At 41.3% G+C, this 14,054-nt stretch carries 14 protein-coding genes; 4 read left to right on the forward strand and 10 right to left on the reverse strand.

Annotated elements, in window-relative coordinates:
- Positions 1–2 precede the first annotated feature (2 nt).
- Genes tssG through tssB form a run of 6 tightly spaced genes read right to left on the reverse strand, consistent with a single transcriptional unit; the run spans position 3 to position 5,849 of the window.
- Positions 3–959, reverse strand: a complete 957-nt coding sequence (tssG, locus tag OO184_RS08750) for a type VI secretion system baseplate subunit TssG (RefSeq protein ID WP_265378841.1) — start codon at positions 957–959, stop codon at positions 3–5.
- Positions 950–2,761: a type VI secretion system baseplate subunit TssF gene (tssF, locus tag OO184_RS08755; RefSeq protein WP_265378842.1), complete on the reverse strand. Its 1,812-nt coding sequence runs from the start codon at positions 2,759–2,761 to the stop codon at positions 950–952. The genes tssG and tssF overlap by 10 nt, the downstream gene beginning before the upstream one ends.
- Positions 2,762–2,765: 4 nt before the next feature.
- Positions 2,766–3,206: a type VI secretion system baseplate subunit TssE gene (gene tssE / locus OO184_RS08760; RefSeq protein WP_132346045.1), complete on the reverse strand. Its 441-nt coding sequence runs from the start codon at positions 3,204–3,206 to the stop codon at positions 2,766–2,768.
- A gap of 54 nt (positions 3,207–3,260) precedes the next feature.
- A complete protein-coding gene (locus OO184_RS08765) occupies positions 3,261–3,755 on the reverse strand; it encodes an Hcp family type VI secretion system effector (RefSeq protein WP_049581567.1) in 495 nt (164 codons plus the stop codon).
- A gap of 56 nt (positions 3,756–3,811) precedes the next feature.
- The gene (gene tssC / locus OO184_RS08770) at positions 3,812–5,293 is read right to left on the reverse strand and encodes a type VI secretion system contractile sheath large subunit (protein ID WP_049582140.1); all 1,482 of its coding nucleotides are present in this window, start codon (positions 5,291–5,293) and stop codon (positions 3,812–3,814) included.
- 7 nt (positions 5,294–5,300) lie between these two features.
- Positions 5,301–5,849, reverse strand: a complete 549-nt coding sequence (tssB, locus tag OO184_RS08775) for a type VI secretion system contractile sheath small subunit (protein ID WP_265378843.1) — start codon at positions 5,847–5,849, stop codon at positions 5,301–5,303.
- 725 nt (positions 5,850–6,574) lie between these two features.
- Between tssB and OO184_RS08780 the strand changes: the two genes are divergently transcribed.
- Both OO184_RS08780 and OO184_RS08785 read left to right on the forward strand, forming a co-directional pair.
- A complete protein-coding gene (locus tag OO184_RS08780; RefSeq protein ID WP_265378844.1) occupies positions 6,575–7,003 on the forward strand; it encodes a putative toxin-antitoxin system toxin component, PIN family in 429 nt (142 codons plus the stop codon).
- Positions 6,996–7,250: a hypothetical protein gene (locus tag OO184_RS08785; RefSeq protein WP_049581564.1), complete on the forward strand. Its 255-nt coding sequence runs from the start codon at positions 6,996–6,998 to the stop codon at positions 7,248–7,250. Before OO184_RS08780 ends, OO184_RS08785 begins: the two co-directional genes overlap by 8 nt.
- A gap of 160 nt (positions 7,251–7,410) precedes the next feature.
- Here OO184_RS08785 and OO184_RS08790 read toward each other — a convergent pair whose 3' ends face one another.
- The 3 genes from OO184_RS08790 to OO184_RS08800 form a co-directional block, all read right to left on the reverse strand.
- Positions 7,411–8,382: a phage tail protein gene (locus tag OO184_RS08790; protein ID WP_265378887.1), complete on the reverse strand. Its 972-nt coding sequence runs from the start codon at positions 8,380–8,382 to the stop codon at positions 7,411–7,413.
- 422 nt (positions 8,383–8,804) lie between these two features.
- Entirely contained in the window at positions 8,805–9,221 is a 417-nt protein-coding gene (locus tag OO184_RS08795) for a type II toxin-antitoxin system VapC family toxin (RefSeq protein ID WP_265378888.1), read from the reverse strand.
- Complete coding sequence (locus tag OO184_RS08800) at positions 9,221–9,475, reverse strand: type II toxin-antitoxin system Phd/YefM family antitoxin (RefSeq protein WP_049581562.1); 255 nt, start codon at positions 9,473–9,475, stop codon at positions 9,221–9,223. The genes OO184_RS08795 and OO184_RS08800 overlap by 1 nt, the downstream gene beginning before the upstream one ends.
- Before the next feature lie 218 nt (positions 9,476–9,693).
- Between OO184_RS08800 and OO184_RS08805 the strand changes: the two genes are divergently transcribed.
- Complete coding sequence (locus tag OO184_RS08805; protein WP_376712545.1) at positions 9,694–9,936, forward strand: CopG family ribbon-helix-helix protein; 243 nt, start codon at positions 9,694–9,696, stop codon at positions 9,934–9,936.
- Positions 9,937–10,909: 973 nt separating this feature from the next.
- Entirely contained in the window at positions 10,910–12,760 is a 1,851-nt protein-coding gene (locus tag OO184_RS08810) for a polyurethane esterase (protein ID WP_265378845.1), read from the forward strand.
- 78 nt (positions 12,761–12,838) lie between these two features.
- On the opposite strand, the gene OO184_RS08815 is transcribed toward OO184_RS08810, so the two are convergent.
- On the reverse strand, positions 12,839–13,816 hold the full coding sequence (locus tag OO184_RS08815; protein WP_265378846.1) for a helix-turn-helix transcriptional regulator: 978 nt from the start codon (positions 13,814–13,816) through the stop codon (positions 12,839–12,841).
- Between the last annotated feature and the right edge of the window lie 238 nt (positions 13,817–14,054).

Here is a 14,054-nt window from a genome sequence, read left to right on the forward strand (position 1 = left end):
GTTTAACTTGCGTAAGGACCCGTACATTCAGCCAAATAGATACGCTGAATATTGTTTTCGCCGGTATCGCCTAAACAACCATCCCACCCTAACTGATGGCTGCCGTTTAATACGTTGCCTTGTCCACTATGTTGTACCAACAATTCCAGTGAAAACGAGAGCAACGGCCCGGCAAACTGCCACACCCACTGTGTCAGTTTGCGATGTTGTTCATTTCCCGGCATAAAAGCGGCTCGCTGCCGAGCGGCAAATGGCCCCAATTGAATATGAAACCCGGATTGAATATCCCAATAAGCGCGACCCAACATCGGGTTATCGCCTAATGAACTGTGGCCCAAGCAGCAACAGTGCGCCTGTTCAGCATATTGCCAGCGCCCTTTAAAGGGTTGGATGTTGACCGACATACTCAATTCCCGTTGTAACAGATGTTGCAAATTCACCATTGAGCGGACCGGTGTTGCCAGTAATCCGGCACAAGCTGGATGAAGGCGCTGTATCTTGCTCTCCATCAATTGGCCGGCAACGGCTGGAATAACTGCCGGTAAAGCCCGATGGTTTTGTAATTCCGCGTTAATATATAACCGGTATTTCTGCCATGCCTGAAAACGCAAACTAAGTAGACGATGAGTAAAAATATCAATAAACGCCTGAGCTGATTCGTCTCCATAGCGGTAACGCCTATCAATCAGCCATTCGGTATAACGCAACGGCAATGCGCCAAGGGTTCCCAGTAGACCAAAATGATGTACCGCCATGCGATACTGTTCGTACCCTTCTTGCGGTGGTAATAGCGACTCGATTTCCCTTTCCGGCGCATCTAATGTCAGTACAGAGCTGAATTGCACTACATCATCAGGGGTGATTGCCGTTTCTTTATGTCGCTGACAACGTTTGAGCAGACGACGTACATTTTGATAAAAACGGCCGCCAACTAAACGCATCTTATTTTCTACAGCCATGTCAGCCTCCCACAGCGACGCGGCCAACGGCGGGTACTATTATTAACCGCTTCTAACCGTGTTACGGTTTGCGTGAAGCTGTTAATCGGCGCATACATTGCGATAAAACGTTCTAACAGGCTGCAAAACAGGTAAAAATCAACAAACTCTTCGGCTTGTGCTTGAAATGTCAATGTCACTTCCAGCCCCCGCGCCAGAGAATAAGGATCGGCGGGATTCAGGCGTGCACTCACTGGCGCAATAGCAATCTGCTGTAATTGTGCAATCAACCTTGATATAGCTGGATCGCCAAGCAAGTTGTAGAGTTCTAGCGCCTCTTTTAAGCATTGAACCCCCTGTGGACCGCTTAGTAGCATTTGGTTCAAATTGAGCTGCGATACCAACCGCCAGTGCAATGCGCTATTGGGTTGTGGACGTACCGGCAATCGAGGACGGATCAATCCCAGAATTTTTACCCCTGGCAATGCGCTTTCTGATTCGAAATCGCCATCAGGATGACCGTTGCTCAATTGCCGCGGTATATCGCGGTTAGTACAGGTCAGACTCAGGATCGCCACATCAGTTTCAGGTTTCAGATGTTCGCCGTTGCTATCAGAAAAACCGATGAACATATTCATCCCCAGATCGTTATGCCTGAGTGAGGGACGTGGCGTTGCTTGCCAAAATAACGGGAACTGTTCATCAGACCGTGTATGTTCAATACCAAATAATGACGGCACCGGCTTGGAACTTAGTTGTTCCTGTTGACGACTGACAATTTCGACCTGATCGATGGTGTAGACTTCCATGCTTTGTGGGCGACGCGCATCCGGTTGAACCAGATATTCATGTTCCGTTTCCAGTGGAATAATCGGTTCCGCCTGATGAGTAAACAGGTTAATGATCGGCACGCAATTCAGCCGGAAGGTTTCATTGCTGACTTTATCGCTCATACGTTCAATACGGCGCAATGCGATGCAATCCTTAAGCCGGAAACGATATTGCAAATCGCCTGATAAACTGGTGATCAAACCGGCATCCGGTAATGGAATGTCCAGGAATAAAAACTTTTCAGGAAAACTGAAATAGTCACGAAATAAGTGATGAACCGGGTTTATTAATGCATCATCGGCGCATAAGTTATCTTGCGGATCAAAGCCCACTACCTGAACACCCCGACTATTCAGGTTGAATGTACGCTCGCCCAACCGACATTCCAGTTGCTTAACTTGCACCGACAACAATTCATATAAACTATGAGTCAGCACCGGTGCGCCATGTAAGTACAACCGGATATATTGCGTCTGAAAGCTGGCGCCCGGCCACAGGGTAAAACTCAGCGTTAAGATAAAGTCTCGATCGTAAGGGTCTGGTATTAGTTCTGCGTGCGTTAAATCCAATGGCAACATTTCCAGCGGATATACCGTGCGGAAACGACAGGTTACATCACCTACCGGTTGAGAAATCAACGGGGTATGCCGCGCCACTGCCATCATCCCAGTTACGCCGGATGCTAATGGGTCTTGTTGAAACTGTACTAAAGATACCGACGGTACCTGACGTAAAAACTGTGGCGCCAGGACTTCCAACATAGCATTACTGAGTTCTGGCATGTCTTCATCAATCCGCTGGTGGATTTTTGCTGTCAGAAATGCAAAAGATTCCACCAGACGTTCTACATGCGGATCTTCTGAAATGCCTTCTGCGAACCCAAGACGTTTGGCGATTTTGGGAAAACGTTGAGAGAACGCGGCGCCATATTGTCTTAAATAACTCAATTCCCGGTTGTAATAAGTCAGTATTTTTTGTGGTAATAACATCATCTTGTTATTTATCCCATGAAATTGAATAGGTATAGGCGGTACTGTTCCATGAGATAGAAAACACCACTTGTTCGTTGAAGAAAATTCCACTCACCCAGAAAGTGATATTTTCTGGCGTATTTTTCTGTAATGTAATCACGACATTTTGCAAACGAGGTTCGAACCAGGAAATAGCTTGGTAAATATTATTACTTAATGCATCAATACGTTCATCATCGGAAATATCTACATTAATGACATCAGAAACGCCGTAATTTAAAACGGATTTCGGTAACTCACCAAATAAAGGGGAAATTTCAGAAATCGGTCTTGATGAAAATAACATACTCAAATCGGAAATCAGGCTTTGTACCACTTCCTGACGAGACCAGGCTAGAGTAACACCCCGTTTTTCATCTTGTGGATAATCATCTTTCAGGCGATGGAGTAATGAAGGCTGAATCATTATATTTTTCCGGTTAGAAATTGCCGGCCAAAGGCCGGCAGTAAACAGTCAAAATTACTGTTTCTTGTTCTCGATAAGATCCCAACCTTCTGGACCGGCTTTGTTGCCTTTAGTACCATCTGGGTTGAGTGGTGTGAATGTCCATTTAATTTTGGAATAGGTGATAGAAATCTGTTCTTGTGGGAATTCACCACCACGTGTACAGGTTTCATGAACGTCAGAGATAATACATTCGTCCATTTCAACTTCTGCGTAAGGGTGCATTTCCCCTTTAAAAATTGTACAGATTTCCAATTTCACTTTTTTAATCGAGGTACCTTGCGCCACGGCGGACAGTAAGCCAATAGAACTGGTATCCATCACCTTCACACAGTCAATGGTACGGAAATCCGCTGCGCCAGAGGTAATTTTGCGTTTACCGCTGTCTGCAATACGAGCATGGTTAAATGCGCCAAAATTGACATGTTCCAGCTCAATCCACTCTTTATGTTTGCTGTCGGTACTCTCACCTTTAATACCATCAATTTGTAAAAAAATTGAAGAACTCATAATTAACTACTCCAGTTAGTTGTAATAAATAGGATAAATATTAGTAAATAGAAAAATCAGGCCGCCGATGACGGAGGTAAATCAGCCACCAACCGTAAAGACATACTTAACCCTTCTAATTGGAAATGCGGCCTTAAATAGGCCACAGCCCGATATGTTCCGGGTGATCCAGGAACTTCAACAACATCAACTCTTGCCTCCCGTAATGGGTGACTCGCTTTTATTTCTGCGCCAACGGTATCCGAGCCAACAATATATTGGTTGATCCAATTTTGCAGATAAGATTGACATTCTCCGCGGGACATAAAACTGCCGACTTTGTCACGTACAATCATTTTCAAATAATGGGCGAAACGAGAAGTTGTCATAATATATTGCAATTGGGTTGATAATTTTGCATTGGCATTTGCCAAGTCAGAATTATATTTTCTTGGCTTATTCGGCGACTGCACCGAGAAAAATGCGGCATAGTCAGTCCCTTTATAATAAACCAGAGGAATAAACCCTAATTCTGCCAACTCTTTTTCACGGCGATCAGAGATGGCAACCTCGGTCGGGCATTGCAGCATCTTTTCACCAGACACCGAAGAATAATGATGGGTTGGTAATGCTTCGACCAATCCTCCGCCTTCTACACCGCGGATCGCCGCGCACCAACCATACTGTTCAAATGCAGCCACCATACGGCCTGCCAGTGCGTAGGCGGCGTTAATCCACAGATAACTACCGCTATCTCCTTCCTTTACCTGCTCTTCGAAGCAGAATTGTTCGACCGGGATAGTTTTTGCCCCATAAGGCAAACGGCCAATCACTCGCGGCAAAGTCAGGCCGACATAACGGGAGTCATCAGATTCCCGGAAGCGTTTCCAGCGCAGATAATCGGATGTATCAAGTAGTTTGGACAAATCACGCGGACGTGGTAGCTCGCCAAAATCATTCAGCCCCAACATGCCCGCGTTGACTGAACTGATAAACGGCGCATGAGCTGCCGCTGCTACATGAGAAATCTGTTCCAGTAAGTAGAGATCTTCCGGGCTGTTATCAAAGTCAAAATCACCGACAAACGCTGAATAAGGTTCACCACCAAACGTACCGTATTCATATTCATACACATTCTTAAACAGCATTGACTGATCGAAATCCGATGCTGATTTAAAGTCTTTAATCAAATCGGTTTTCGTCGCGTTCAACATGCGGATCTGGGTATTATCTGTTTCGCTTTGGTCAAGTAATCCTTTGAGCCCTACCCAAGAAGATTCCAGACGTTGAAATTCCGGGTGATGCAATACCAGACTCAGTTGAGCGGACATCAGCGCATCAATTGCTGCGATACGTTCCTCAATGCTGTTTACCAAATCGCCGGAAACCACCAGTGAACCGGAAGTGACTTCGGCCAGAAACTGGTCGAGCTGGCTTTTTACCCGATCACGATCTGCTTCCCGACGAATGGCTTGGGTGTTATCAATAATCTGATCAAGAAAATCACCACTTGTTTCCGTCGTTTTCAATTCTTGTTGTTCAACAACGCTTTGTTCCATGCTGTCCTCACTGTGCATTGTTATTTTCCGGGGTATTGTTATTTTCCGGAGTGACGTCATCCGCTGTATTTTCTGTGGCGGTTTCTGCTGCTTCATTTATCGGCGGTAATTTATCCGCATGTTCAGCCAGAATTTCCGCCAGACGGTCACGCAATTTTTCATTGCTCAATGCACGGCCTTTCAGATCACTGAGTTTGCTGCGTACTTCCAGTAAATTGCGCAGCGGTTCTATCTGTTTCGCCAAATTTTCTGGGGTAAAGTCAGACATTGATTTAAATTGCAAATCGACATTCATAAATCCGCTCTGACCCGGCAGTGCGCTTTCAAGCTGTAATTCCAATGAAGGCGATAAACCTTCCATCACTGCATTAAAATTATCTTTATCAATATGCATGAAACGACGTTCGCGCATGGGAATAGATTGCTCAGCAAATTGTCCAACAACACCAATAACCAAAGGCAATTCTTTTTTCTCGACTGCGCCGCCTAATTCAACATCATAAGTAATCTGAACTCGGGGCGGTCTGACTTTATCAAGCTTACGTTGAGTATTCATGGCACCTTTTACCTTTATATATGACAGGAAGTGCAAACTTACTTACGTTAAACCGCACCAAACCTGATTAAATAGCCGAATAATAAGATGAGAAATAAATGGAGGGATCAATTAATACTATTTATAGCAAGTAAATATGCCGTGACGCATTTAATGATATTTAAAACCCACCGTATTTCGGCGGGGAATAAGTTCTCATGAATATTAACTTAATGCAATGGTCTCAGAGTGAAATATAATGCTGTGGATTTTATGTTATTTTGTAACTGATTGTATTTATGTTGAAAAGTTGAGAAAGTATATCGCGATCAAAATGTATTTTCATACTTGTCTTATTTTTCATTTCGCCATTTTTAATAATCAGAATCTGACGAGTCAGAAAAGTATAAATATAGATGGAATTAGAGATTTATTTAATATGTGGTGAGTTTTAGAAGGGAAACAAAATACTTTTCGAATTTTTATTGAATCAAAGCGCTGACTGAAAAACAGCGCTTTGTTAATATTTGATGATGGTAAAGTTTTAGCGTTATTATTTTTATGTCTTTTTAGGTCAGTTAATGTTTAGTACTAATGAAATATCAATTCGACTTATATTAACCATTAACTCTAATCAAACTCATTGATTTTTAGGGATTGCATGAGATGGTTAATAAAACGAGGTCTTTTTACTTATGCGTTTTGAAAGTTTGACATCGTATGTGATGTGACATATATTTCAAAGCATGAATAGATTCGTTTTAGATACTGATGTCATCGTAGCTGCCATGCGTAGCCCAAGTGGTGCATCTGCTGCTCTGTTAGGGGCAGCTTTAGATAACAAGATTGTGTCATTGGCCAGTGTCCCGCTATTTTTTGAGTATGAGGCAAAGTGTACTATGCCTGTGCATTGGATTGCGGCGGGCCTAACTCAGAAGCAAGCTCATGTTTTCGTTGATGGGCTTGCAGCATTGATTGAGCCGGTCAAAACGTATTATTTATGGCGACCAATGCTCCGTGATCCCAATGATGAAATGGTACTGGAGGCAGCGGTTAATGGCAGAGCTAATGCCATTGTAACCTTTAATTTACGCGACTATGGTACTGTACCTAGAACGTTTAATATTGAGGTTTTAACACCGGCTATTGCTATTAGGAGAGTGAGAAATGAGTGAAACATCAACCTATCCACTGCGATTACCAAAATCCTTGAGAGAGGAAGTCACAAGAGTGGCAAAGCGTGATCGTACCAGTGTTAACCAGTTTATTGCTATCGCAGTTGCGGAAAAAATTTCTGCTCTGGAAACTGAGCGATTTTTTTCAGACCGTGCTAAAACTGCTGATATGAAAGCATTCAGGGATATCCTGTTCCGGACAGGTGGAGAAGTGCCTCGTTCTGATGATGAACTTGCTCATCAATAACATACCGAACTGGAAAGCTACTTTTTCAGAGCATAGGAACCGTATTCTTGCCCATCAGGGATTTTTAAATATGGCGATAATGCTCAATCCAAATTTGAGCGTGGCTGGAAAATAAGCAAGCTCATCTTACCTGATGAGCTTTTATATTCTTAGGTCATTATTATTCTGCTTTTACGATGTAGTTAAAGGCGATATTGCGGGGGCGGGTTTCTGTTGCTGCGCGTGCGACAAGTGATGAATCAAAATTGACCACTCTTCCGTAGTCATCCCCAGCAAGTGTATTGCCTTTATGTGTACTATCACCGAGTGAAAATGCTCCTGCGGCGTTAATAACAACAGCTCTGATAGTTGTAAATGTTCCAGTAATTTTTTGAATGGCATCCTCTTGAGATGTTAAAATTACACGCTTGGTATCCACACCACGCCCATCATCCCAACCACGAATAAATTCGCCTCTTAAATCGGGTAATCTACCATCAGGATAAGCTTCTGCTAACTTCGGATACTGTAATTTGTTAAAAGCGGAACCATTACAAGTAAAATATCCGAAAGGTGGATGAGGCAATGGCCAAGGAATAGGAGCGCCAACAGGAATTTCACTGGCTGTTTTAATCAGTTTATCTACCTCTGCTCGAGTATATGCTCCTACATCATTCGCATTCAGATTAATATCCTCAGTCAACGCTTTACCGTTTATTTTCCGACTATTGGAGACTTTGCCATCAATATTTCCCCGCAATGAATTGATGATTTCCTGCACCAACTTTTGTGTCACTGCCAGTGTGTCATTGTTGCCAATTTCATTGGTCAGTTGGACAACGCCTTTTTGTGTTAATGAGGCATTGGGAATTTCTGCTGTGACTTTTTGTTTTAATGCTTGATTTAATTTTGTAGTGAGTTTAGCTATATCACCATCATCTAGAATATCATCGCCAGATTGTGTTGCGATAAAGTTAGCGATAACAGAAGCTATTGTTGATGATTGGCGTAATGCTTTATTTAATACATGAGTGGAAATATTATCTGGTGGAAATCCCACCTGTAAACTTTGGTTTTCCTCATATTTTTCTTGACTTACCACATTAGCATTATTACTAATGGAAAAAGCTTTAAAATCATTTTTTTGGTTCATATTCCCCTCTTGAATTAAATTATTTTCCATGTGATCAATATATTAAATTATCGTATAGATAACTCTATTTATTGGCGCCAATCATAGTCTAGTTCAGAAAAATAATAATGGAATGTTTTTATAACTTACAGGGTTAATTGTTTTTGTATAAGACAGCGGAATAAACAAGATAATGTGTGTGAATTATTTTTTATATTTTTCTGTAAAATAAATTCATAAACTAATAAAGTTAAAGCATGAAAATGTTTTTATTTGGAATAATGACGTAAATAAAATAGGTGAAAATGATTGGATAAATATTTTTCAAATTTATAAAATGATATTTAAATGTTATATTTTGGTTTTATTTTTAATGAATATATCAATATGCATGTTTATTTTTTATTTAATATAAACATGCATATTTAAATATTTCATCATCCTTAAACCCAGGGGTTTAATATTGGCACGCCGGTCAATTCAAAATCAATCAGATTTCGTGTGACGACAGTCATACCATGAACCAGCGCGGTGGCGGCGATAAGTGCATCACGCTCTGAGCATGGATCAGGAACATGCAACCGGGCACACCGCTGAGCCACAGCCGTATCTACTGGCAATATCCGACCAGTAAATTCCGGTATTACATGGTGGTTAAACCATGATCGCAATAATGCCCCTTGGGTTATGTCTCGTCGTTCAATCTGTAAGATGCCGGTTTCCAGCTCCATAATGGTAATGGCTGACAGGAAGAGCTCTGTTGCATCAACACTTTCAGCCCATGCAGCCACACCGGCATTAGCCTTACCCACTCGAACTTTCCGAAGTTCGGAGACAATATTAGTATCAAGAACATACATCATGAGAAATTGGCTGGACGGCTATTAATGGAAACACGTGGTGGATTGAATTCAATATCTTCAACACCGGGCATTGCTAAAGCATCAGCGATATTCCGACGCTGCTTGGTGATTCGTTGATATTCTTCAATGGTTAGCAGGACATGTGCCGGTTTGCCACGATCTGTGATGAATACTGGACCGCTTTTAGCCGCCTTCTTTGCTCTGCTGACGTCTTGATTAAGCTCCCGACTCGATAAGGTTGTGATTGACATGGTGCGCCTCGATATAACAGTTAATTTATGTAGGTACGTTACTACATAACGCTAGAAGGCGCAAATTTTAATCATTCATCCTCTTCCTTCTTTTCCGCTTTCTGATTCGTACAGCTTTAAACCCGGTTTCTTTTGTTAGATTATGTTCAAATTCAACCAACGCACCCAGCAAATGAAAAACGAGAGTTTTCTTTACCTGGTGGCAAAACGGAGATTTAATGAAGAAAATGGCAACCTCAGTAAAACTTGACGATAACTTGAAAAGCCGGTTCCAGTATTTGGCAGAAGTGCGACATCGTTCAGCTCATTGGATAATGCGTGAATCTTTCAAACAGGATGCATTGCGTGCCTGGGAAGCATATCGAGAGGATGGATTACACTTGACGCTTGAAGAAGCGGATGACTGGTTAGCTAAGCTCGAAGCAGGAGAAGATGCGGAATTACCTGAATGCCACGTTTGATTTGGTCTCCGCTTGCTATACAGCAGCTCTATGGTTTTCTTGCCAAAAAAGGCAAAGACACTGTCCGTCGAGCCATTAAATACGAGCTGGCGTGAAAACGCTGGCTCGTTAGCCTGAGGCAGGCCGCCTTGTATCGGATTGAGGGTGAAACAGCAACAATTTTTGCTATACGGCATCAAGAAGAGGCCGGATATTAAAATTAATTCGCTCCCTTGCCGTCTCGATGCATCTTGAAATCCATAGGATATATATCCATTAGCCGATTTAAAATAAATTCTTGGCTATTTTTAATAATGTTTTCATCATGGCCATTTTAATTTTGACCGTCTATGAATTTAATCTTGAGATATGATTTAAAGTAATCATTTATTTTACTACAGCATTAAATGGTGGTCTAACTATTTGTTTTAAATTAAAAATAAATCATTTCATGAATTTGTTATTAATGAGTTTATATTGATGGTGTAATGGAGGCTTATTTTAATATGGAGAATGAGTATCAACATCATGAATTAATTTGTATTGAATTAATATTCAAGAGCGTTGAGGAATTATATAGAATAATGGGCTTTAATTATCTTTCTTTAATCAATTAAATTAAATAAATCAGCGATAATATTTTCTATCACAATCCACACATCTATATTTTTCAAGAATATTAAATGGAATCAATCTCTCTTTATCATGTCATGTAATATAGTTATCCATTAATTTAGTCACCTCTAAAAACTATCAACGATGATAATAAATATGTCAGTGTGTTTATTCTCACCTGCGAGACCATTTAGCATATAAACTAGATTTATTCAATACAAGTTTTATAAAAATATTAAATTTTCATTATGGCTCACTAATTTATAAATTTTTAGATAATTACTCTTTAAATGATCTGCATCAATCTATACTTACCTAGCTGGTTAATATTTTTAAAACACTTTTTTAACTTTATTTTAACTTAACAAGGATATGCATCATGGGTGTTTTTCAGTACAAAGACTTTGATGACACTACTTCTAAAGAGTTATTTTCCGACGCAAAAATTATCTCCGGATATGCTTACCATAATCTGGGCAGCGGATTTGCTGAGGGGTATTACAATTATGGTTATGGTTTAGGGATGCCATTAACATTGGTGACCGCACTTCTCGGCAGCACGACATCGCAGGGCATCACCCCTAAATTGCCTTGGAATCCGGACGCAGAAAAACAGGCACGAGATAAACTCAATGAATCGGGATGGTTTACTATCAGTGCTGATGAGTTAGGCTATCAGGGTAAAACTGATGCCCGCGGTACTTTTTTTGGCGAAAAATCAAGTCATTCCACTGCACAGGCAGAGGTAATGGGAAAATATGATGCTGATGGTAATTTGATTTCTATTGGCATTGCGTTTCGTGGTACGAGTGGTCCTCGAGAGTCAGTTATTACCGATACATTCGGCGACATTATGAATAATGTGCTAGTCGCTTTGGGTAAGAAAGACTATTCGAATGACTACACGCCAAACGCTTTTGGTCGGCTGCTGGACCATGTGGCTAATTATGCCAAAGCTCACGGTTTGACAGGCAATGATGTTGTGGTCAGCGGCCATAGTTTGGGTGGGTTAGCTGTGAATAGTATGGCGGAGTCTAGCGATACGAAATGGGGGGGATTCTACTCCCAGTCGAATTATATCTCTTTCGCTTCGCCATCACAGTATGAAATAGGTAACAAGGTGCTGAATGTAGGATATGAAAATGATCCCGTATTCCGTGTATTAAACGGCACCACCGTTGATGCGTTCTCCCCAGGTGTTCACGATGTACCAAGGGATTCGGCTACAAATAATATTGTTAACTTTAACGATCACTATGCATCAAATTGGTGGAATATATTGCCCTTCTCTATTGCTAATCTGTCAACTTGGGTTTCGCATGTGACGCCGTTTTATCAGAGCGGCATGCAACGTATTATGGAGTCAACGTTCTACAATCTAACTCATAAAGACTCTACTATTGTTGTCAGCAATCTTTCCAACGTCACTCGTGAAAATACTTGGGTGCAGGATTTGAACCGGAATGCTGAGAAACACACAGGCAGTACTTTTGTTATTGGTACCGACGGCAACGACCTAATTAAAGGTGGTAAAGGAAACGATTATCTGGAAGGACGCGATGGCAATGATATCTTCCGCGATGACGGTGGATTTAACATGATTGCCGGCGGAAAAGGTCATAATACCTTTGACTTACAGAAGTCACTAAAAAATGCAGAAATAGCCTATGACAAGGCAGGGACATTATATGTGCGTGACGCACAAGGTGGCATCACCGTTGCTACGGATATTTCGACGATAAGAAGTAAGGAAAGTACCTGGCTATTTCTGACTAAACAGGTGGATTCTCAAGTTAAAGCCGATGGTTTGTATTCCAGCCGTGGAGTAACGAAATACGCCAATTCAGTAACCGGCAACGATGGGAATGATACTCTGACTTCTAAAACCTCCGGTAGCTGGCTGTTCGGTCTGGATGGTGATGATACGTTGATCGGCTTCGGCAATAATAATGTTTTCGTCGGTGGTGAAGGCAACGATGTCATGAAAAGTCAGGGTAATAACAATACCTTCCTGTTCAACGGCGAGTTTGGGCAAGACATCATCTATGGCTACAATAAGACTGATAAACTGGTGTTCCTGGGTACCGAAGGCAGCAGTGACAACAGTAAGTATCTGGATCATGCTTCTATGGTGGACAATAATTTGGTGTTTACCTTCGGCCAAAACTCAGTCACTCTGGTTGGCGTCAGCATAGATAGCTTATTGGCGGATAATATAATACTGGCGTAACATATAAACCATGCGATATCCCTACTTGTAAAGTGGCCATGCAAAATGGCCATCTTTGCTCTAGAGTCAATTGAATAGCTAATTCCCGGCTACGATATTTTCTGTTAATAAGGTGTGACCAACGGCGTATTTCGCCTGCCATGCTTTAGGATTGATCAAATAATGTTGCCGGAAACGTTTAGAAAAGTGACTTGGGCTGGAATAACCCACTGCGGTAGAAACATCAATGACACTCATTCCTTTTTTCAATAAATCTTCTGCGGTTGTCATACGAACATTCTCCAGATATTGATGGAAAGTGCGAAAAACAACCGCACGAAATCCCTCTTTTAATTTCCGTTCATTCAAGCCAACTGCTCTTGATAATGATTTTATCGTCCAGGGGTAATGGTAATCACTGTTAATTATTTTTATTGCATTATAAACAGCACGGCGTTGCAACCCGCTGATTACATTATATTGACAATCATAAATTTGAGACGCTACACAAGCGAGTATTTCTAAAGCTTTGGCTTTTAAATAAACCTTTCTTATACTGCCGCTTAATTGGCACTCTTCTATTTGATTCACTATCTGCATAAATGGCGGGTAAATGGGGCATGCCATCATCAATACATCACTGTAGCTGGCGTTCTTCTCAAAGCCAGCCGCTAATTGGGTGAATGGGGGTAATTCCTGAGCTTCAATTTCGTTCAACGAAAAACGGATATCGAGAATATGCCATGATCCGCAACCAAAGAAGTTCATGCCACGCGTCATTTTAGGTGAATGGAAAAATATCATCATTCCTGAATTGATATCTAAAACATCACCATTTTCAATCGCCATTTTCCCTTTTCCGCTTAAAATAAACGCAATTGATACCGTTGGCGGCCCTTCACAATATTCTGTGACATCTTTGTTAAGCTCAAAGCGGATTCGGTTTATATGAATTCCGTCAGATAATTCCTCAGTTAATAAAGGCGTATTTGTGTTATTTTTCTCCGCATGTGAATGCATGCAATTGCAATGGTCAGCCGTGAAAACTCCTAATTTCTTGCTATAGATCGTCTTCATGAGATCCCCTGTAAAATTAGCATCGGATACCGGTTAAAAAGTGCTTTCGCACTTAAAACAGTGTTTTTTGCATATTAAAGACATTATATTTTTATTTTATATATATATGCATATTGTGAATGTCACGCACTTTATCATTAATGAGAATCATTATCAATAGTGCGTAATGCGCTACTTTTGTCCCTATTCCGTTAGCCCTGATGGAATACTATCGATAGTCTCCCGTTAGGTTTTTTGT

It is taken from the genome of Photorhabdus aballayi, from assembly GCF_026153155.1.
GTDB classification, from domain to species: Bacteria; Pseudomonadota; Gammaproteobacteria; order Enterobacterales; family Enterobacteriaceae; genus Photorhabdus; species Photorhabdus luminescens.